Source organism: Sphingomonas sp. GlSt437 (assembly GCF_048015635.2).
Classification (GTDB): domain Bacteria; phylum Pseudomonadota; class Alphaproteobacteria; order Sphingomonadales; family Sphingomonadaceae; genus Sphingomonas.
The window spans coordinates 707,540-727,134 of record NZ_JBPGYA010000001.1 but is presented as its reverse complement, the minus strand read 5'-3'; the positions used below and the strand labels follow the sequence as shown (position 1 = coordinate 727,134).

The window sequence follows — 19,595 nt, the reverse complement described above, 5'->3', positions numbered from 1 at the left end:
CCTTTCGCGCCGGTGCGGAACGCGATAAGGGCAGGCGCCAGGGCCATGGACATTTATCTTCCCATCGCGAACCTGAGCGTCAACGCGCTGGTGATCGTGCTGCTCGGGGGCGGGGTAGGGCTGTTGTCGGGCATGTTCGGGGTTGGCGGCGGCTTCCTCACGACCCCGCTGTTGATCGTCTATGGCATCCCCCCGACGGTCGCTGCCGCCTCGGCCGCGTCGCAAGTCACTGGCGCCAGCGTGTCGGGGGTTTTTGCGCATCTCCAGCGCAAGGGCGTCGACCTTAAGATGGGGGGCGTGCTCGTTGCGGGCGGCATTGTCGGCTCGCTGGTCGGCGCGTGGCTGTTCAAACTGCTGCAGGCGCTCGGCCAGATCGATACCGTCATCGCCGTCATCTATGTGCTGCTGCTCGGCTTTATCGGCACGACGATGGGGCGGGAAAGCTGGGCGGCGATCCAGGCGCGGCGTACCGGCATCCCCGTGCCCGCGCGCAAGCGGCGCCACCATCCGCTCGTCGCCGCGCTGCCGCTGCGGACGCGCTTTTATCGGTCGGGGCTCTATATCTCGCCGCTCGCGCCGCTGTTGCTCGGCTTTTTCGTCGGCATCCTGACCATCCTGCTCGGCGTCGGTGGCGGCTTCGTGCTCGTGCCCGCGATGCTCTATTTGCTCGGCATGGCGACGCAGGTTGTCGTCGGCACCTCGCTGTTCCAGACGCTGTTCGTGACCGCTGTCGCAACCATGGTCCACGCGCTGACGACCAAGGCGGTCGATATCGTGCTGGCGGCGCTGTTGCTCCTCGGGTCGGTGGTCGGTGCGCAATTGGGCGCGCGGTTCGCTAGCCGCGTGCGACCCGAATATCTGCGCTTGGCGCTGGCGATCATCGTTATGCTGCTCGCGGTGCGCGTCGCTTTGGGCTTGGGCTTCCGGCCCGACGAAATCTATTCGGTCGAGGTGCAGTGAGGCGGGCGGCGCTGCTCGCGCTCGCCGCGCCGCTCGTCATGGCCCAGGCCAAGCCGGTGCTGGTGCCCGACGTTTCCGAACGCGACATCAACATCGTTTACAGCTTCACCGGTGCCGAACTGCTGTTGTTCGGTGCGATCCTTTATCCCGGCGGCCGCGCGCCCAACGACAGCGATGCTGATATCGTCGTGGTGGTGAAGGGGCCTACACAACGTATCCTGGTGCGTGAAAAGCAGAAGGTCGCCGGCATCTGGGTCAATGCGGCGCGGATGCGCTACCAATCGGCGCCGTCTTTCTACGCCATTGCCTCGTCGCGACCGATCGACCAGCTGGTCGATGACCGGACGCGGGCGATTTACGAATTGGGGTTGGACAGCCTGCAGCTATCGCCCTCGGTCACCGCGCCCGACCAGGAACAGCAACGCTTTGTGCGCGGGCTTGTCGACCTCAAACAGCGCGCCGGGCTCTATTATGAGGCGCCCGGGGCCGTCGAGATCACCGACAAGGTGCTGTATCGCGCCAGGGTGGCGATTCCCGCGCGCGTGCCGGTCGGCCGATTTACCGCGGAAACCTTCCTCATTCGTGACGGCCATGTGATTGCGGCGGCGGTAAAAGACATCACCATCCGCAAATCCGGGTTCGAACGGTTCGTGGCGCGCAGTGCCGAGCATCGCCAGTTTACCTACGGCTTGGTCGCGGTTGCGCTGTCGGTCGCTTTCGGCTGGGCCGCGGGGTGGGTCGCGCGGCGCGTGTAAGCGCCTGTTTTCCCGATCCGACACGCAATATTTACGATTGCGCCGGCATGGTCAGTCCCGCTTTGTAGCTGGGGACTGAGTAATGACCGACATGGCGCCTGTTCGCGCTTTTGCTCAAGCATCATCGGCTACGCCGGCGCCGTCCCCCGTCGAAGGGATTGGCGTTGTGCTGGACGTTTCCGGCGCCAGCAGCCAGATCTTGCTCGACGCGAATGCACTGGCGCAACTGGCCTCCAGCACCGATCCCGCGATTGCCGCAGCTGGGCAGATGGGCGGTCAGGTGAAAGTGCGCGTTGGTGCGACATGGCTGCTCGCTAATATCCGCTCGCTGCGCCTGTCCGACACGCATCGCGACGAACTTATCGCGACGATCGATTTTCTGGGCGAGGGTGATGAAGAGCGGCTGACCGGCAAGCTCTATCGCTTCCGCCGCGGCGTGACGCGCTATCCGACGCCGGGCGCCGGTGTCTTCCCGGTATCGAGCGCCGACCTCAAGCAAGTCTATGCCGCCGATGACCGCGCCTATATCGAAATCGGTGCGGTCTACCCCACCACCGATATCCGCGCCGCGCTGTATGTCGATGCGCTGCTCGGCAAGCATTTCGCGCTGCTCGGCTCAACGGGCACCGGCAAATCGACTTCTGCCGCGCTGATCCTTCATCGCATCTGCGAGCTCGCGCCGCAGGGCCATGTCGTCATGGTCGATCCCCATGGCGAATATGGCGCTGCCTTCGCGACCAATGGCGAACGCTATGATGTCGGCAATCTCGCCATGCCCTATTGGCTGATGAATTTCGAAGAACATTGCGAGGTGTTCGTCACGGCGAGCGGTGCCGAGCGTCAGGTCGATGCCGATATTCTCGCCAAATGCCTGTTGATGGCGCGCTCCAAGGGGCGGCTGGGACAAGAGATCACCAAGCTTACGGTCGATGCGCCCGTGCCTTATCTGCTGAGCGACCTCGTCAATTTCATCCAGCTCGAAATGGGCAAGCTCGATCGCGCCGGCGATACCGCGCCGTACCTGCGCCTCAAGACCAAGATCGACGAAATCCGGGCCGATCCGCGCTACGCTTTCATGTTTTCGGGCATGCTCGTCGCCGACACGATGGCCGCCTTCATCCAGCGGATGTTCCGTCTGCCCGGCGACGGCAAGCCGATCTCAATCATCGATGTGTCGGGCGTACCGAGCGAGATCACGTCGGTGGTCGTTGCGGTGCTGAGCCGGATGGTGTTCGACTTCGCCATCTGGTCGCGCAACGAGCCCAAGCGTCCCATCCTGCTCGTTTGCGAGGAGGCGCATCGCTATATTCCCAGCGAAGCCAATGCCGACAAATCCTCGGTTGGCCGCATCCTGGGCCGCATCGCCAAGGAAGGCCGTAAGTACGGCGTGTCGCTCGGGCTGATCACGCAGCGCCCGTCGGACTTGGCCGAAGGCGTGCTGTCACAATGCGGCACCATCATCGCGATGCGCCTCAACAACGACCGCGACCAGGCTTTCGTGCGAGCGGCTATGCCCGAGGGCGCGCGCGGCTTCCTCGATTCGATCCCGGCGCTGCGCAATCGCGAATGCATTATCTGCGGCGAGGGTGTTGCCATCCCGATCCGTGTGGCCTTCGACTCGCTCGATGAGGCCAAGCGCCCAGCCTCAGACGATCCGGTCTTCTCGACCCTATGGCGTGAGACTGGCGGCGAGGATCAGATAATCGCGCGCACCATCCGCCGCTGGCGCGCGCAGGGGCATTGAGGGGGGTAAGCGGAGGCAAAAACCACGTCGTCACCCCGGCCTTGAGCCGGGGTCCCGCTTCTTCGGTCGGCCAGTAATAGTGAGACCCTGGCTCAAGGTCGGGGTGACGATATCGTTATTTTCCCGGCTTGACCGACAGCAGCCAGGCCACGCGTTGCTTGAATTGCTTGAGCGCGGCGCCGGACAATTGCTCAACGGTACTAAACGAAATCGAGCGCGGGTTGACCGACACGCCGTTGCGCCACAGCTCGTAATGGAGGTGCGGGCCGGTCGAGAGGCCAGTCGATCCGACATAGCCGATCACCTGGCCCTGCTGCACGCGCGTGCCTGGCGCCACCGCGATGCGGCTCATATGACCATAGCCGCTGGCGAGGCCGCCGCCATGGACGAGCTTGACGAAATTGCCATAGCCACCGCTGCGCCCGGCAAAAGCAACCGTGCCACTCATCGCGGCGTGGATCGGCGAGCCATAAGGCGCGCCGATGTCCATGCCCTTGTGCATCTTCATGAAATTGAGGATCGGGTGGAAGCGCATGCCGAAGCCTGAGGTCACATGGCCGGCGACCGGCATCGACATCATGCCCTTATGCTCGCCAATGCCCTTGGCGTCGTACCACTCGGCATGATCGCCATCCCCCCAGCGGACCAGCTCGACCTTGCGGTCGCCATGGTCGAGGCCAGCATAGAGCAGATTGCCGAGCTGGACTTCGCCGGTTGCGGCGCGCTGGCGCTCGAGCGTCAAGTCGAAGGTGTCGCTGGCGCGCAGGTCGCGGCCGACCGACACCCGGCTGGCGAGCGCGCGGATATAGGTTTCGACTGCCTTGGCCGGCGCGCCAGCAGCTCGGGCAGCGCGGTAGAGGCTGGAGCCAACCAGGCCGCGGATGCGGAGCGGCGTATTGTCGATCGCGATCGGCTGCTTGGTCATGACGAGCTGCTGGCCGACGCGATTGACGTCGACGAACAGGTCGAACCGCGCGCGGAACTTCATCGCTTCCAGCGGCCGCGGCTGGCCCTTGGCGGGGCGGCGCCCGAGCGTGAGGTCGAGCTGAGTGCCAGGCTTGACGTCGTTGAGCGCGACCGCGCGGGTGACGGCGTTGGCGGTGGTGACCGCGTCAGCGCTCGATACGCCGGCACGTTCGAGCGCGCCCCGGAAATCATCGCCGCCGCCCAGCGTCGCGGTCAGCGAGATGATCGGGCGTTCGGGGGTTTCGCCCAGGCGCCGCACGAGATTATTGGCAGCAAGCCGGCGACCGGTATCGGCGCCTTCCGCCAGCGGGGTGATGATCTGGGCGCGCGCATCTTCCCAGTCGCTGCCCGAGAGCGGCGCCGGGACGTCCCCGATGATCTTGCTGTTGAAACCGGGCGACAGCAGGCAGGTTGCCGTACAAAGCGCCAGGCACGTCGCGGCGCCGCGATACCAGTCGGCCGAGCCGATGCGCGCGCCAAGGTCAGGCGCCCAGTCGACATCGCGAAGCCATTGCCGCCATTGATCGAGCCGGCGTTGTTCGGGCAATCCGGGCAGGACGCGCGAGGATAGAACGGCTGCACCGCCGCCTTCATCGATCGCCAAATCGCTGCGTAGAAACACAGCCTTCCATCCCCACCCGGCAGGCCTCGCACCGTTTTTTACGGCCCGCGATCCCAATTGCGTCGTCAATCTGACTGTGGGGTTGAAAACCTAAAGTCAAATTAACTGCCGCATGCGACTGTCCCAATTGCGACGAACTGTGCGCTCGGGCGGATGAAATTCGCCGTGGCGCGGAACCGGCGAAACCCGCACAAATCCGCCAATATTGGTTAACAGCATTTTCGAACGCGGGTGGTTGCGCCGGGCGCACGGACACGCAATCTTGGCTACCGTCATGGCGCGCAGCGATTGTCCTTCGGTAACCGCCGTGCTTGGCCCCACCAACACCGGCAAAACCCACCTCGCGATCGAGCGGATGTGCGGCCATTCGAGCGGCATGATCGGCTTTCCGCTACGGCTGCTGGCGCGTGAGGTTTATGATCGCGTGGTCAAGATCAAGGGCGCCGACCGCGTTGCGCTGGTGACCGGCGAAGAGCGCATCGTACCGCCAAACGCGCGCTGGTTCCTGTGTACGGCGGAGAGTATGCCGAGCGATCGAGAAGCGGCTTTCGTTGCGCTCGATGAGGCGCAGCTTGGCGCTGATCCCGAGCGTGGGCATGTCTTTACCGATCGCCTGCTCCACATGCGCGGCCGCGACGAGACGATGATCCTGGGGTCGGAAGCGCTGCGGCCAATGGTCCAGGCGCTGGTCCCCGACGCCGAGATTATCGCGCGGCCCCGCTTTTCGACGCTCAGCTATGCCGGTGTGAAGAAGATCTCGCGTCTCCCGAAGCGATCCGTCGTCGTCGCGTTCTCCGCCGAAGAAGTTTATGCCGTCGCCGAAATGCTCCGGCGCCTGCGCGGCGGGGCGGCGGTGGTGATGGGCGCCTTGTCGCCGCGCACGCGCAATGCGCAGGTCGCGATGTTCCAGGCGGGCGAGGTCGATTACCTTGTCGCCACCGACGCGATCGGCATGGGCCTCAACATGGACGTCAACCATGTCGCCTTTGCCTCTCTCAGCAAGTTTGACGGGCGGCGCCAGCGGCGACTGACGGTGGCGGAAATGGCGCAGATCGCGGGCCGCGCCGGGCGGCATCAGCGCGACGGCACCTTCGGGGCGCTGAGCGAGGACGGGCCGGGCGCTTTCACCGCCGACGAGATCGAGGCGATCGAGGAGCATCGCTTCCCGCCGCTTGAGAAGCTGTTCTGGCGCGAGGGCGGCCCCAGTTTTGCCTCTGTCGACGCGCTGATTGGCGATCTGGAACGGCGGCCCGATCACGCGGTGCTGAAAGCGGCGCCCGAAGCGATCGACCTTGCCGTGCTGAAGCGGCTGGCGAACGAGGATTGGGTGCGCGACCGCGCTCGATCGCCGCATATGGTCGCGCGGCTGTGGTCGGCATGCGGCGTCCCCGATTTTCGCAAGACCGGCGCCGACGCGCACGCCCGTTTCGTGGCGCGGCTGTTCGATCCTTTGTCGACCGGCCGGGGGCATCTTCCGACCGACTGGTTCGCCGCCGAACTCGCGCGCCTGGACAATGTCCAGGGCGATGTCGAGACGATCGCCGGCCGCATCGCCGCTGCGCGCAGCTGGGCCTATATCGCGCACCGCGCCGACTGGCTGGCTGATCCGGCGCATTGGGCCGAGCGGACGCGCGCGCTGGAGGAGCGATTGTCCGACGCGCTCCATGCTTCGCTGACCCAACGCTTCGTCGACAAGCGCACGACGATGCTGCTGCGCCAGATCGGTGCCGATGCGCGCGCGCTGCCCGTCACGATCGCCGCAGATGGCGAAGTGCTGGTTGAGGATCACGCGATCGGTCGGCTCGAGGGTTTTCGCTTCATCGTCGATGCGCGAGCGGGGCATGCCGACAAGAAGCTGCTGCTGGCCGCTGCCGAGCGGCGGCTGGCAAGCGAGCGAACCCGGCGCGGCGAGGCGCTTGTGGCGGCGCCCGACAACGCGCTGTCGCTGGTCGTGGAGGCAGGGGAGGCGGCTGCGATCAATTGGCAGGGGCATCGCGTCGCGGTGCTGCGGGCCGCCCGCCACGGCTTGCTGCCAACGGTCGCGCTTGATCGCGCGCTCGATTGCCTTCCGCCCCCCTTGCGCGACGCGGCTCGCGAGCGCCTTCAGACATGGCTCGAAGCGATGATGGTGCGTCATCTGCCCGGCGTGACGGCGCTAGCCGCAATCGCGCGCGAACCGGCAGCAAGTGGATCCGAACGCGCCATCGCCGGCGCCTTGGTTGCAGGCACTGGTGTGATTGCCCGGGCCGAGGTGGAGGAAGCATTGGCGACTTTGGGCGACGAAGGGCGTCGGCGATTGCGCCGCGCAGGCGTGACGATCGGCACGCTCGATTTGTTCGATGCGCGCGTGTTGAAGCCGCGCGCTGCACCGTGGCGGCAAGCGCTGGTGGGTTTGCGCGCGGGCGTTGTTGCGAGCAGCGAGGCCCCGGTTCTGCCCCTGGCGCGCAATACGACCCCGCCGCATGGCTATCGCGCCATTGGCCGGCAGGCGCTCCGCGTCGATCTCGTCGAGCGCATCGCCCGCGCCGCGCATGATACGCGCAAGGGGCGCGAGCCGTTCGATTTCGCGGTGCCCTCCGCTGTCGCCGCGGGGCTCACGACCGAGACGCTGGCGCGACTGATGGTCGCGCTTGGCTTCCGGCGACTGCCGGCACCCGCCGGGCAAGCGGCACGCTGGGCGTGGCATGGTCGCCGGCGTCCGCCTCGCCAAGCTGCCGCTCAGCCCAGCAACGCTTTTGCCGATCTTGCCCGGTTCGCGGCCGGCAATGGCTGACGACGCGCCCGCCACGCTCCGGCTCGACAAATTCCTCTGGTTCGCGCGCCTCGCGCGGACACGCTCGGCGGCGCAAGCCTATGCCGAAGCAGGAACGCTCCGGCTCGACGGCCGGCGGATCGATCGCGCGCACGCGCCGGTGCGGGTCGGTTCGGTCATCGCGTTCGTGCAAGGTGGCCGCGTGCGCGTCATTCGCGTCGCGGCGATCCCCAAGCGGCGTGGTCCTGCGCCGGAAGCGCAGCAATGCTATGCGGATGTCACCACCCTGGGCCCTGTACCGGATTGACGCGCCGCGGCGTGGCGCATAGCAACGCCGTGTTCGTCTATCGCATCAACCGGGAATTCATTGCATGACCTATGTCGTCACCGACGCCTGCATCCGCTGCAAATATATGGATTGCGTCGAAGTTTGCCCCGTCGACTGCTTTTATGAAGGCGAGAACATGCTCGTCATCAACCCCAGCGAATGCATCGATTGCGGCGTCTGCGAACCGGAATGCCCCGCCGAGGCGATCCTGCCCGACACCGAGAGCGGCCAGGAGAAGTGGCTTGAGCTCAACGCGACGTTCTCGGCGCAATGGCCCAATCTGACGCGCAAGCGCGAAAGCCCGGCCGATGCCGACGAGTTCAAGGGGCAGGCTGGCAAGTACGACAAGTATTTCTCGCCGGAACCCGGCCAGGGCGACTGAACGTGGTTGCCTGAGCCGGGCGCTTCCGTCTCGGCAGGGTGACGGAAGCGATATCGGGGCTCTCCGCTTCGCCACGCGCCGCGGCTATCAGCATCGGGTGGACATAATGCTTGCGTGAGATCGCGGGCGTGTGCCCCAGCGCCGTGCTGACGCGATCGAGCATTGCTTTGAGCGTCGTGGCGGGTTCCGCAAGCAGTTCGTCGAGCACGATCCGGCTTGCGGGAACCAACAGCCGGTCGCGCGCGTCTCACCATCATGACCAGCCGCAGCGTGGAGCCACAGCGATGATGCATCAGCCCAATGGGTTGGAGGGCAAGGTGCTCCCGCGGCTGTCCAAGATAGCGTTGATCGGCAATGCGGTGCCGCGCCAGTGCGGCATTGCTACGTACACGACGCATAGCGCGTTGGCGCTCCGCGCGGCTTATCCCGACCTGATCGTCGACCATTATGCGATGGATGATGGCGCCGGCGCCAGTTACGGCGACGATGTCGTTGCGACCATTCCTGCCGACGATGTCACCGCTTATGTTCGCACCGCTGCTCGGATCGAGCGGTCCGGCGCGGACATGATCTGGGTGCAGCATGAATTCGGCATCTTCGGCGGCGCTGCGGGCGACTATCTGCTCGCGCTGCTAGGCCATTGTCGCCAGCCGGTGCTGGTGACGCTCCACACCGTACTGGCCGAACCCAATGACGATCAGCGGCTGGTGATGCGCGGGCTCGCCGCGCGTGCCGACCATTTCGTCGTCATGGCGGACCACGCCGCCAAGCTGCTCGCTGAGGTTTATGAGATCGCGCGCCACCGGATCAGCGTGATCCCGCATGGCGCGCCCGATCGCGCGCTGATCCCGAGCCTGGAAATGAAGCGGCGGCTTGGCCTGCCGCTCGGGCCGACGATCCTGACTTTCGGGCTGCTCTCGCCGGGCAAGGGGCTTGAGAATGCCATCGCTGCGCTGCCCGATCTGGTCGAGGAGCATCCCGATCTCGTCTATCGCATCGTCGGCGCCACGCATCCAACCTTGCGGAGCCGCGAGGGCGAAAGCTATCGCGAGGCGCTGCTGGCCTTGGCCGACAGGTTGGGCGTCGCCGATCATGTCGTGTTCGTGAATGCGTATCTGGGCGACGACGAGATTATCGACCAGCTGCAAGCCTGCGACGTGTACCTGACCCCCTATCTCGGTAAGGATCAGGTCACGTCGGGTACGCTCGCATACGCGCTGGCGATGGGCCGGCCCGTGGTGTCGACGCCCTATATTCATGCCAAGGAAGCGCTTGCCGATGGCGTTGCCGGCACGTTGGTGCCGTTCCGCGACCCTGCTGCGATTGCCGCCGCGTTGCGCGACCTGCTCGCTGATCCCGCCGAATTGGACGCGCGCAGCAAGGCGATCTGGCAAGCAGCCAGGCCGACCATCTGGGCGCATAATGCCGAGCGTGCCGTCAAAATCCTGGCGCGGCTGGCGGCCGAGCAGCCCACGCCGATCCGCGATACCGCTCGCCCCGGTCATCGCGTTGCCGACATGGCGCCACTCGCGGCGATGACGGACGATGTCGGCATTTATCAGCATGGCAGGTTCGGCATTGCTGACCGCAATCATGGCTATTGCATCGACGACAACGCCCGCGCGCTGATGCTGACCGCCTGTGTGCGCACTGGTGATCCGGCACTGCGTCGCCAGCTGGCACGCACTTATGCCGCATTCGTCGACCATGCCTGGTCGCCGGATATCGGCCGCTTCCGCAACTTCATGGGGTTTGACCGGCGGTGGCTGGAAGATGTGGGCTCGGAAGACAGCAACGGCCGCACCCTCTGGTCGCTGGCGCATGCGGCGATCGAGAGCGATGCGCCCGAGATCCGTCGATGGGCGACCGAACTGCTTGCTCGATCTTTGCCCATGGTGCGCGATTTCACCGCGCCGCGCGCGACGGCATTCGCCATGCTGGGGATGGCGACGCTCGCGCGCCACGCCTCCGGAGCTTTCGAGTTGAGGCAACATCTCGACTCTGGCGCGGCGAAGTTCCGCGAGATGCTGCAGGCCGCCGAGCGTCCGGGTTGGCACTGGTTTGAGCCCAGCCTTTCCTACGATAATGCCCGTTTGCCGCAGGCGATGATCGAAGCGGCGGCGGTTCTTGGCGACGCGGCGCTTCTCGGCATCGGCTTGTCGACCTTGCGATGGCTTATCGACATGCAGACAGCACCGGCGGGGCATTTCCGTCCCGTCGGTACCGAAAGCTTCGGCATGCCTTACCAATCCCCCGCGCGGTTCGACCAGCAGCCGATCGAAGCGGTGGCGACGGTGGAGGCTTGCCTCTCTGCCTTGCGCGCAACGCGCGACGCGGCATGGCTGGCGCCAGCGGAGACCGCACTGGCATGGTTCCACGGCGAAAATGATCTCGGCATTCCGCTAGTCGACGCCCGCGACGCGGGGTGCCATGACGGTTTGACCCGAGCCGGCGTCAACCTCAATCGCGGCGCCGAATCGATCCTGGCCTATGAAGCAGCCCTGGCGGCGACGGCAGCCGCAAAGGCGATCAAACCCTTGTCGGCGGTGCCGGACCGCAGACCGGCGCAACGCGCCGTCGCTTGAGCCCCATCCGCCCGCATGTCGAGCGATCCTAACCCTATCGGGGCGATGGCGCCCGCCCAGACAGCCGGTTCCATCCTGCGTCGGCTCGACGAACGCCTCGTCGCCGACCCGACGCGGGTCGTTATTCGTCCCTTCCAGCTTTCCTGGCACGCGAATGGCATCGAGCCGGGGCGGGCGGTGCAGCTCGTCCGCGACGTTCAAAGCATGACGGCGGCGGCGGTCACCCGGCAACTCAACGATGTGATGGCCGATTTCGAAGGGCGCCACTGGCACATCCATCGCATGTTCGATCGTCGCTTCAACGACGTTGCCGAAGCGATCGGCCTTGATCGGTCACGCTTCGATGCCGAGCGTCGCTACCTGATCGGCGCCTATCTCTCGCACGAATATAGCTATGCCGCCGCAGCGCTGATGAACCCCACCGTGACGCCCCACCCGGACCAATCGGGCATATCGCGCGGATCGCTGCGGGTCGTGATGGCGATGCGTGCGGTCGGCGAGGGGCATATCAGCTCGATCGTGTTTCGCGACGGGATCATCGACGCCGATGAGAGCTTGTACCTCTCGCCACAGCCGGCGGTTGCAACGACGGCGATCGTCACCGGCGGGGATCCGACCGGCGGCGGCGTGGTCACCGTGACTCGCGATCCTGACAGCCGGCTATCGGGAACCGTGATCTTCCCCGTGACGCCCGCTCAGGCCAACGGGCTCGAAGATCTTCGCCTCACGCGCCTGGTCAATGATCGCGGCGATGTCGAGTGGATCGGCACATACACCGCCTATAGTGGCCGCGACATTCGATCGGAATTGCTGCGCACGCGCGACTTCCAGTCGTTCGACCTTCAGCCGATGCGCGGGGGCGCGGCGGTGAACAAGGGCATGGCATTGTTCCCAGCGATGGTCGACGGCGCGTATCTGATGATCGGGCGGCAGGACGGCAAAAACCTCTATCTGCTGCGCTCGCGCGACGTTGGCGCTTGGGATGAAGCGAAGCGGCTGATGCAGCCGCTTTTCCCGTGGGAATTCATCCAGATCGGCAATTGCGGCCCGCCGATCGAAATCGACGAGGGCTGGCTGCTGTTGACGCATGGCGTCGGGCCGATGCGCAAATACGCGATCGGCGCGGCGCTGCTCGATAAGCGCGATCCCTCGCGTGTGCTGGGCCGGACCCCGCAACCGTTGCTCGCGCCGGTCGACCATGACCGTGAAGGCTATGTGCCCAATGTCGTTTATTCGTGCGGCGGCGCGCGCGTGGGGGACAAGCTGTTCCTGCCTTATGGTATTTCGGATAGCGCGATCGGCTTCGCGTTCGCCGATTTGTCGGACATCGTCGCGCAGCTGGTTTGAGCGGTTTGGCCGCAATCAGAGCGCGTGCAACGCGCGCTCGGCCAGGATCAGCGCGCCGATCAGGCCCGAACGATCGCCAAGCGAGGCCGGGACGATCATGTCGGCAGCGGTGCCGCGTGCGTCGATAACCGATCGATATGGCCCGACCAGCGCCTCGAACGCCTCGATTGCCCACCGCGCCAGGATGGGCCGCGAGCCAATGCCGCCGCCGAATGCGACACGATCGACCCCGGCAACGAGGATCGCGGCGTGCGCCAGTGCGCCAGCGTAATGGCCGAGCACCGGCCAGGCCGCGTGATCGTCGTCGAACGCTTCGGCGCCGACGCCCCAGCGCGCGCGAATGGCCGCGGCGGACATCATCCCCTCGATGCAGTCGCCATGGTGCGGGCAGGTGCCGGCGAAGTCCGCATCTGCGGGATGGCGCCGGGCGAAGATATGCCCGGCCTCGGGATGAAGCGCGCTGGGGAAAGGCGTGCCTTCTGCCAGCAGCCCCATGCCGACACCGGTGCCGACTGTTACATAAGCGAAGTTGGCGATGCCTTGCCCGGCGCCGACCTGATGCTCGGCAATCGCGGCCCCCGTCACATCGAGCTCGATGGCGATCGGGCCTGGGGTTATTGGGCGCAGCGCGTCGCCCAGATCGAAATGGCTCCAGCCCGGCTTGCTGGTGACCAGCAGATGGCCATAATCCGGCGCTCGTCGGTCAACCCGGATCGGCCCGAACGCGGCCACGCCCAAGCCGTCGATCGGCGGCTGGCTGGCGAACCAGTTGCGGACCTGCGCCAGCGTTGCGCCAGGCTCGCCAGTCGGCACGCGGTGACTGGCGATGATCTCTCCGTCGGGTATGGCGGTCGCCAGCTTCATGCTCGTGCCGCCCGCGTCGATGCCGCCGATGAGGGTCATGGTTTGATTATTCGCTGCGATTGACGCTTTGGCCGGCGCTAGACTGGCTTGTCCGCCGCCAGCGCGTCGGCGAGGCGCTGGCGCAGCGCCCGCAACGCATCGATCTGCGAGGCCTTCAGCTGGGGCGCGCGCGCCCTGGCACCCGCGGGGACGTGACCGCCACCCGTGGCCGCCACCGTCGCTGAGGGCGCAGGGCTCGACACCCCTCTGGCGCCGCCATGCTCACGGCTGAGCACGCTTTGTACGCCGCGGATCGTATAGCCTTCCTGATTGAGCAAGCCGTGGATGCGGCGCACCAGCGCCACATCCTCAGGCCGGTAATAGCGCCGCCCGCCGCCGCGCTGCAGCGGCCGCAATTGGGGAAAGCGCGTTTCCCAATAGCGCAAAATGTGCTGGCGAACGCCGATCTCGCGCGACAGCTCGCCGATGGTGCGAAAGGCGTCAGCTGCCTTTTCGGCCACGGCCGTGCTTAGCCGGCCTTGGCGATGCGCTCGCGCATCATCTGGCTGGCGCGGAAGGTCAGCACCCGGCGCGGCGCGATCGGCACTTCGACGCCGGTCTTGGGATTGCGGCCGATCCGCTCCCCCTTGTCGCGCAGCACGAACGTGCCGAAGCCGGAGATCTTGACGTTCTCACCCTTGGCCAGTGCGTCGGTCATCGTATCCAGAATCTGCTCGACCAGGCGCGAGGAATCGCTCCTCGACAAGCCGACTTCGCGATGCAGTGCGTCGGCCAAATCCGCCCGTGTCAGCGTGCTCGTATCCACAGTTGCAACCCTCCCCAGGAAACCCAACGGCTTACCTTAACGCGTTGCGGCGGAATCACAAATACGGATTATTACTCGAAGATGACAATTTGGGGCGGGCGTTCAGACCCTTACCAAAGCCGCTCCCCAGGTGAAGCCGCCACCCATCGCTTCGAGGACGATCAACTGGCCCGCCTTGATTCGCCCGTCGCGCATTGCAGTGTCGAGCGCGAGCGGCACCGAGGCGGCCGACGTGTTGGCGTGCTGGTCGACCGTCATCACCACACGCTCGGGCGGCAGGCCCAACTTCTTGGCGGTCGCGTCCAGAATGCGGGCATTGGCCTGGTGCGGCACCACCCAGTCGATCTCGGCAGCGGCATGGCCAGCGGCGGCGATGACTTCCTCCATGACCGCCGCCAGATTGACGACGGCGTGGCGGAACACCTCGCGGCCCTTCATCCGCACCTTGCCGACGGTCCCAGTAGTCGAGGGGCCGCCATCGACGAAGAGCAGATCATTGTATCTTCCATCGGCGTGGAGCTTGCTGGCGAGGATGCCGCGCCCGCCCGCATCCGCGCTGTCCTGCGCTTCGAGCACGATCGCGCCGGCGCCGTCACCGAACAGCACGCAGGTCGCGCGGTCTTCCCAGTCAAGGATGCGGCTGAACGTCTCCGAGCCGATCACCAGCGCGCGGCGGGCATTGCCGGCGCGGATCAAGCTGTCGGCGACTTGCAGCGCATAGAGAAAGCCCGAGCACACCGCCGCGACATCGAATGCGACGCAATCGTTGATCCCCAGCATCTGCTGCACGCGGGTAGCCGACGCAGGGAAAGTCTGGTCAGGCGTGGCTGTTGCCAACACGATCAGGTCGATATCGGGCGCCTCGACGCCTGCCGTCGCCAGCGCGGCGCGGGCGGCATCGGTGGCGAGCGTCGCGGTCGTCTCACCCTCGCCGGCGATGTGGCGGAAGCGGATGCCGGTACGTTCGACGATCCACTCGTCGGAGGTGTCGACTTGCGCGGCCAGCTCGGCATTGGAAACGCGCCGTTGCGGCAGCGCCGACCCCGTGCCGATGATGACCGATCGGATCACGCCGCCTCCGCTTCGAAATTGCCGAGATCGTTGCTGATCCGGCGGGTAAGATCGTCACGCACCGATTTGGCGGCCACTTCGATCGCGTGAGCGACGCCGATCTCGTTGGCGCCGCCATGGCTCTTCACCACCAGGCCGTTCAGGCCCAGAAACACCGCGCCATTGTGGTTGTTTGGATCGAGATGATCCTTGAGCAGCTTGGTTGCCGGGCGCGAGATGAGGAAGCCGACCTTGGAGCGGAACGAGCTCTGGAAGGCGCGGCGCAGCAAGTCGGCGACGAATTTGGCGGTGCCCTCGGCGGTCTTGAGCGCGATATTGCCCGAAAAGCCGTCACAGACGATCACGTCGACATCGCCGCGCGACAGCTGATTGCCCTCGACGAACCCTGAGAAGGTCATCGGCAGATGACGCGCATCCTTCAGCGCCTGCGCGGCTTCGCGGATGCTATCGGTCCCCTTCATTTCCTCGGTACCGATGTTCAGCAGCGCGACGCGGGGGCTCTCCAGGTCGAGCATCGTGCGCGCATAGGCCGCGCCCATCACGGCGAATTGCACTAGGTTGCGCGCGTCGCACTCGGTATTGGCGCCGAGGTCGAGCATGACGACATCATTCTTGCCGAACGACGGCATCATTGCCGCCAGCGCCGGCCGGTCGATCCCGGGCAGGGTGCGCAGTGCGAGCTTGGCCATCGCCATCAGCGCGCCGGTATTGCCCGACGAGACGGCGGCGGCCGCCTCGCCCTGTTTCACCAGATCTATGGCAATGCCCATCGACGTTGTCTTGGCGCGGCGGATGGCCTGGCTGGGCTTATCCGATGATCCGATCGTTTCGGGCGCGTGGATGACCTCGGCGTGCTGGCTGAGATTGGGATGCCGTTCCAGCCCGGCGCGAATCTGCGCTTCGTCACCGACCAGGAAAAAGCGCATGCCTTCGAAGCGGCACCGCGCCACCGCGACGCCCGCCAGCATTACCGCCAGCCCCTCGTCGCCGCCCATGGCGTCGACCGCGATGCGGGCGGTGGTGGTCAAATCAGGCTGCCCCCCGGCTGGCTGCTGCCAATCAGCCTTCGACCGCGACGATCTCACGGCCGTTATAATGGCCGCAGGACGGGCAGAGATTGTGTGGGCGCTTCAGCTCGCCGCAATTCGGGCATTCCTGGAATGCCTCGACGGGGAGCGAATCGTGCGCACGACGCATGCCGCGCCGCGAGGGGGAGGTTTTCTTCTTAGGGACGGCCATTGCGGCACCTTATCTATGAACGACATCGACGAAAAACTGCGATAGCCCGGCCTGAACGCTCGTGGCAACGGCCAGCGGCCATCCCGGCCAACGCCCACGCCCCGTCGCCGCCGGACCGACGCGCGAAGCGGGCGCTATAGCGATTTTGCCTATAGTTGCAAGGGACCAGGCGGCGTGCCATGCGCCGGGTTATCGCGCTTATCGAGCGCGGGGGAGGGGATACGACATCATGGTTCAATTGCCCATTGCACTGACGACGGCGGGCGCGGCGGCGATCATCAATTTCTGGATCGCGCTTCGCGTCGGTCGCGCGCGCGGCGCGGCCAAGGTCAGCATTGGCGACGGCGGCAACCCGCAGCTAATCGCGCGGATGCGCGCGCACGCCAATTTCGTCGAATATGCGCCGTTCGTGGTGATCCTCATCGCGCTGATCGAATTCACCATCGGCAGCGCGCTGTGGCTATGGATCGTGAGCGGCGTGTTCCTGCTCGGCCGTGTCGCGCACCCGTTCGGCATGGACGGCACGCCCCGCGCGCGCTCGTTCGGCACGATTACGACGATGCTGACCTTGCTGGGTCTTGGGCTTTACGCCGCCACGTTGCCGCTGATCAGCGCACACAGCACCGGCGCGCCGGCGGTCGAAGCCGCGCCGCTACGGGGCTGAGCGCGCCAGCACCGCATCACCGACAAACGGGTTCGTCCGCCGCTCATGCCCGAACCGGCTGGGCGGGCCATGGCCAGGGACGAAGGTCGTGTCATCGCCGAGTGGCCAGAGCCGCCCGGTAATCGCGTCGATCAAATCCTGGTGATTGCCCATCGGGAAATCGGTGCGGCCGATCGAACCCTGGAACAGCACGTCGCCGACGATCGCGAGGCTTGAGGGCGCGTGGTGAAAGACGACATGGCCCGGCGTGTGGCCGGGGCAGTGGATGACGTCGAGCACCAGCTCGCCCACCGTCACCTGGTCGCCCTGGACGAGCCAGCGATCGGGCTCGAACGGGCTGCCGGCGATGCCATAGGTGCGGCCATCGTCGCCCAGCCGCGAAATCCAGAAGCGATCGGCCTCGTGCGGCCCCTCGATCGGCACGCCGAGCTCCGCCGCCAGTGTGCCCGCCTCGCCGCAATGATCGATATGGCCGTGGGTGATCAGGATCTTCTCGATCGTCACGCCATGCTGCGCGGCGGCCGCTTTCAGCCGGTCAAGATCGCCGCCGGGATCGACGAAGGCGCCGCGCATCGTCTTGGTGCACCACAACAACGTGCAATTCTGTTGAAGCGGCGTCACGGGCACGATCGCGGCGCGCAGGGGCTGGTCGGTCATGGCCGGTGGTCTAGGGCGGCGCGGGCCGGGCCGCAACCACGCGGGGTTGCCGATGCGCGCGCGCGGCGGCAAGGGTGGGCCCGACCATGCGGTTGGACGACACCCTTCCTTTCGTGCTGCTCGACGATGCGCGTGCCGATGGCGCGCCGGCGCGGCTCTATCGCGATCCGGTGCGGGTGGTGCAGGCGGATACGCTCGCCGAAGTGCCGATGGCGCTGGCGGCATTGCGGCACGGGCAGGCCGAGGGGCTGGACGCGGCTGGCTATGTTGCCTTTGAGGCCGGCGCTGCGTTCGAGCCGGTGTTGGCGGAGGTGGTGACGCCCGGCGCCCCGCTGCTGTGGTTCGGCCTGTTCGACGGGTATGAGACGCTGGCGCCGGACGCGGTGCCGAGCCTTCTCCCTGGTCCTGCCGGCGCGCTGGTCGGCGTCGCGAAGCCTTTGATCGAGCGGGAACGTTACGACGCGATGCTCGCCGAGGTGCTCGCGCTGATCCGAGCGGGCGATATCTATCAGGCGAATCTCACCTTCCAGGCATCGGTCAGCGTGGTCGGCGATCCGCTCGCCGCCTATGCCCAGCTCCGCGAGCGCGCACGAGCCGGCTATGGCGCGATCGTCGCGACGGGGGAGGCGGTGCTGCTGTCGCTCTCGCCCGAGCTGTTCTTCGCGCTGGACGGCGGCACACTAGTAACGCGGCCGATGAAGGGCACCGCGCCGCGCGGCGCTTCGGCGGAGGAGGATCAGGCGCTTGTCGCCGCGCTTGCCGACGACACCAAGCAGCGCGCCGAGAATCTGATGATCGTCGATCTGCTGCGCAATGATCTCAGCCGCGTCGCGGTGCCGGGCAGTGTTGCGGTGCCGAGCTTGTTTGAGGTCGAGACCTATCCGACCGTCCACCAGATGACCTCAACGGTCACCGCGCAGTTGGCGGACGGCGCCGATGCGATCGATGTGCTTGCCGCGCTCTTTCCCTGCGGGTCGATCACCGGTGCGCCTAAGATCCGCGCGATGCAGGTCATCGCCACAACCGAAGCCGAGCCGCGCGGCGCCTATACTGGCGCGATCGGGCGGATCGATGCGACCGGTGATGCCATGTTCAACGTTGCCATCCGCACATTGGTGATGGGTGATGGCGAAGCGCGGATCGGCCTCGGCTCGGGCATCGTCGCCGATTCGCAAGCCGATGCCGAGTGGGACGAGTGCCTCGCCAAGGCCGGATTCCTGCCGAGCTCGCGCCGGCCCGATTTGATCGAAACGATGGCGTTTGACCCGGAGCATGGCTTGCCGTTGCTCGAGCGCCACCTCGCGCGGATGAAGGCGAGCGCGGTGGCGCTGGGCTATCCGTTCGATCGCCACGCCGCGCGCAACGAGCTTCAAGCGGCGACCTTCACCCTGCGCGCGCCCGCGAAAGTGCGGCTGGTGCTGGCGCCTTCAGGCGCGGTGGCGATCGAAACCGGGCCGATGCCCGCAGCGCCCACCGGGCCGGTGGCGGTCAAGATCGTGCCGCTGCCGGTCGATCCGCGTGATTATCGCTTGCGCCACAAGACCAGCGACCGCAGTTTCTACGATGACGCGCGACGGGCGGCTGGCACCTTCGAGGTGCTGTTCACCGATCCGCACGGCCGCCTCACCGAAGGCAGCTTCACCTCGCTGTTCGTCCAGCGTGGTGACACCCTCGTCACGCCACCGCTAGGGCTCGGCCTGCTGCCCGGCGTGCTCCGTCAGCAAATGATCGAGACCGGCGCCGCGCGCGAGGGCGAGCTGACCGCCGCCGATCTCGCCGGCGGCTTCTTCATCGGCAATGCGCTCCGCGGCCTAATGCCCGCGCAATTGGTTGCGTAACGCGTCGCGCCGCCTC

Annotated in this window: 18 protein-coding genes; 10 read left to right on the top strand and 8 right to left on the bottom strand. The window is 66.3% G+C overall.

All coding sequences use genetic code 11. From position 1 onward, the window contains the following. The first annotated feature begins 45 nt into the window (after positions 1-45). From ACLB0R_RS03800 to ACLB0R_RS03790, 3 genes are all read left to right on the top strand, one after another. Positions 46-960, top strand: a complete 915-nt coding sequence (locus ACLB0R_RS03800) for a sulfite exporter TauE/SafE family protein (RefSeq protein WP_416642018.1) — start codon at positions 46-48, stop codon at positions 958-960. Further along, positions 957-1,715 carry a TIGR02186 family protein gene (locus ACLB0R_RS03795; protein ID WP_416642017.1) on the top strand — a complete coding sequence of 253 codons (759 nt, stop codon included), beginning with the start codon at positions 957-959 and terminating at the stop codon, positions 1,713-1,715. The genes ACLB0R_RS03800 and ACLB0R_RS03795 overlap by 4 nt, the downstream gene beginning before the upstream one ends. A gap of 82 nt (positions 1,716-1,797) precedes the next feature. Then, positions 1,798-3,459, top strand: a complete 1,662-nt coding sequence (locus tag ACLB0R_RS03790; protein WP_416642016.1) for an ATP-binding protein — start codon at positions 1,798-1,800, stop codon at positions 3,457-3,459. 115 nt (positions 3,460-3,574) lie between these two features. Here the strand turns inward: ACLB0R_RS03790 and ACLB0R_RS03785 are convergent, their stop codons facing one another. Then, positions 3,575-5,047, bottom strand: coding sequence for a M23 family metallopeptidase (locus ACLB0R_RS03785; protein ID WP_416642015.1), 1,473 nt, complete (start codon positions 5,045-5,047; stop codon positions 3,575-3,577). Positions 5,048-5,321: 274 nt separating this feature from the next. Between ACLB0R_RS03785 and ACLB0R_RS03780 the strand changes: the two genes are divergently transcribed. From ACLB0R_RS03780 to ACLB0R_RS03760, 5 genes are all read left to right on the top strand, one after another. Continuing rightward, positions 5,322-7,820 (top strand): helicase-related protein, encoded by a 2,499-nt coding sequence (locus tag ACLB0R_RS03780; RefSeq protein ID WP_416642014.1) that lies wholly within the window; start codon positions 5,322-5,324, stop codon positions 7,818-7,820. Further along, on the top strand, positions 7,813-8,106 hold the full coding sequence (locus tag ACLB0R_RS03775) for an RNA-binding S4 domain-containing protein (protein WP_416642013.1): 294 nt from the start codon (positions 7,813-7,815) through the stop codon (positions 8,104-8,106). The genes ACLB0R_RS03780 and ACLB0R_RS03775 overlap by 8 nt, the downstream gene beginning before the upstream one ends. Before the next feature lie 64 nt (positions 8,107-8,170). Beyond that, complete coding sequence (gene fdxA, locus ACLB0R_RS03770; protein WP_416642012.1) at positions 8,171-8,509, top strand: ferredoxin FdxA; 339 nt, start codon at positions 8,171-8,173, stop codon at positions 8,507-8,509. Between the two features lie 284 nt (positions 8,510-8,793). Continuing rightward, positions 8,794-11,094, top strand: a complete 2,301-nt coding sequence (locus ACLB0R_RS03765; RefSeq protein ID WP_416642011.1) for a glycosyltransferase family 4 protein — start codon at positions 8,794-8,796, stop codon at positions 11,092-11,094. Positions 11,095-11,139: 45 nt separating this feature from the next. Beyond that, on the top strand, positions 11,140-12,441 hold the full coding sequence (locus ACLB0R_RS03760; RefSeq protein WP_416643089.1) for a glycoside hydrolase family 130 protein: 1,302 nt from the start codon (positions 11,140-11,142) through the stop codon (positions 12,439-12,441). Between the two features lie 15 nt (positions 12,442-12,456). On the opposite strand, the gene ACLB0R_RS03755 is transcribed toward ACLB0R_RS03760, so the two are convergent. The 6 genes from ACLB0R_RS03755 to rpmF form a co-directional block, all read right to left on the bottom strand. Then, entirely contained in the window at positions 12,457-13,344 is an 888-nt protein-coding gene (locus tag ACLB0R_RS03755) for an ROK family protein (RefSeq protein ID WP_416642010.1), read from the bottom strand. Between the two features lie 38 nt (positions 13,345-13,382). Further along, positions 13,383-13,805: a MerR family transcriptional regulator gene (locus tag ACLB0R_RS03750; protein WP_416642009.1), complete on the bottom strand. Its 423-nt coding sequence runs from the start codon at positions 13,803-13,805 to the stop codon at positions 13,383-13,385. Between the two features lie 8 nt (positions 13,806-13,813). After that, on the bottom strand, positions 13,814-14,095 hold the full coding sequence (locus ACLB0R_RS03745; RefSeq protein WP_416643088.1) for an integration host factor subunit alpha: 282 nt from the start codon (positions 14,093-14,095) through the stop codon (positions 13,814-13,816). A 117-nt stretch (positions 14,096-14,212) separates the two neighbouring features. Next, complete coding sequence (locus ACLB0R_RS03740; protein WP_416642008.1) at positions 14,213-15,181, bottom strand: beta-ketoacyl-ACP synthase III; 969 nt, start codon at positions 15,179-15,181, stop codon at positions 14,213-14,215. Next, positions 15,178-16,209 (bottom strand): phosphate acyltransferase PlsX, encoded by a 1,032-nt coding sequence (gene plsX / locus ACLB0R_RS03735; RefSeq protein ID WP_416642007.1) that lies wholly within the window; start codon positions 16,207-16,209, stop codon positions 15,178-15,180. Before plsX ends, ACLB0R_RS03740 begins: the two co-directional genes overlap by 4 nt. Before the next feature lie 31 nt (positions 16,210-16,240). Beyond that, the gene (rpmF, locus tag ACLB0R_RS03730; protein WP_416642006.1) at positions 16,241-16,420 is read right to left on the bottom strand and encodes a 50S ribosomal protein L32; all 180 of its coding nucleotides are present in this window, start codon (positions 16,418-16,420) and stop codon (positions 16,241-16,243) included. Positions 16,421-16,649: 229 nt separating this feature from the next. Here rpmF and ACLB0R_RS03725 point away from each other — a divergent pair, with 229 nt between their 5' ends. Then, positions 16,650-17,084, top strand: a complete 435-nt coding sequence (locus ACLB0R_RS03725) for an MAPEG family protein (RefSeq protein ID WP_416642005.1) — start codon at positions 16,650-16,652, stop codon at positions 17,082-17,084. On the opposite strand, the gene ACLB0R_RS03720 is transcribed toward ACLB0R_RS03725, so the two are convergent. Continuing rightward, on the bottom strand, positions 17,073-17,741 hold the full coding sequence (locus ACLB0R_RS03720) for an MBL fold metallo-hydrolase (protein WP_416642004.1): 669 nt from the start codon (positions 17,739-17,741) through the stop codon (positions 17,073-17,075). The two genes, ACLB0R_RS03725 and ACLB0R_RS03720, sit on opposite strands and share 12 nt — an antisense overlap. 86 nt (positions 17,742-17,827) lie before the next feature. Between ACLB0R_RS03720 and pabB the strand changes: the two genes are divergently transcribed. Further along, on the top strand, positions 17,828-19,579 hold the full coding sequence (gene pabB, locus ACLB0R_RS03715) for an aminodeoxychorismate synthase component I (RefSeq protein WP_416642003.1): 1,752 nt from the start codon (positions 17,828-17,830) through the stop codon (positions 19,577-19,579). The last annotated feature ends 16 nt before the right edge of the window (positions 19,580-19,595 follow it).

Coding starts and splice junctions, on each gene's coding strand:
- ACLB0R_RS03800 (WP_416642018.1), top strand. CDS start 46: ATGGACATTTATCTTCCCATCGCGAACCTGAGCGTCAACGCGCTGGTG.
- ACLB0R_RS03780 (WP_416642014.1), top strand. CDS start 5,322: ATGGCGCGCAGCGATTGTCCTTCGGTAACCGCCGTGCTTGGCCCCACC.
- ACLB0R_RS03755 (WP_416642010.1), bottom strand. CDS start 13,344: ATGACCCTCATCGGCGGCATCGACGCGGGCGGCACGAGCATGAAGCTG.
- ACLB0R_RS03765 (WP_416642011.1), top strand. CDS start 8,794: ATGATGCATCAGCCCAATGGGTTGGAGGGCAAGGTGCTCCCGCGGCTG.
- rpmF (WP_416642006.1), bottom strand. CDS start 16,420: ATGGCCGTCCCTAAGAAGAAAACCTCCCCCTCGCGGCGCGGCATGCGT.
- ACLB0R_RS03760 (WP_416643089.1), top strand. CDS start 11,140: ATGGCGCCCGCCCAGACAGCCGGTTCCATCCTGCGTCGGCTCGACGAA.
- ACLB0R_RS03725 (WP_416642005.1), top strand. CDS start 16,650: ATGGTTCAATTGCCCATTGCACTGACGACGGCGGGCGCGGCGGCGATC.
- ACLB0R_RS03720 (WP_416642004.1), bottom strand. CDS start 17,741: ATGACCGACCAGCCCCTGCGCGCCGCGATCGTGCCCGTGACGCCGCTT.
- ACLB0R_RS03790 (WP_416642016.1), top strand. CDS start 1,798: ATGACCGACATGGCGCCTGTTCGCGCTTTTGCTCAAGCATCATCGGCT.
- pabB (WP_416642003.1), top strand. CDS start 17,828: ATGCGGTTGGACGACACCCTTCCTTTCGTGCTGCTCGACGATGCGCGT.
- fdxA (WP_416642012.1), top strand. CDS start 8,171: ATGACCTATGTCGTCACCGACGCCTGCATCCGCTGCAAATATATGGAT.
- ACLB0R_RS03775 (WP_416642013.1), top strand. CDS start 7,813: ATGGCTGACGACGCGCCCGCCACGCTCCGGCTCGACAAATTCCTCTGG.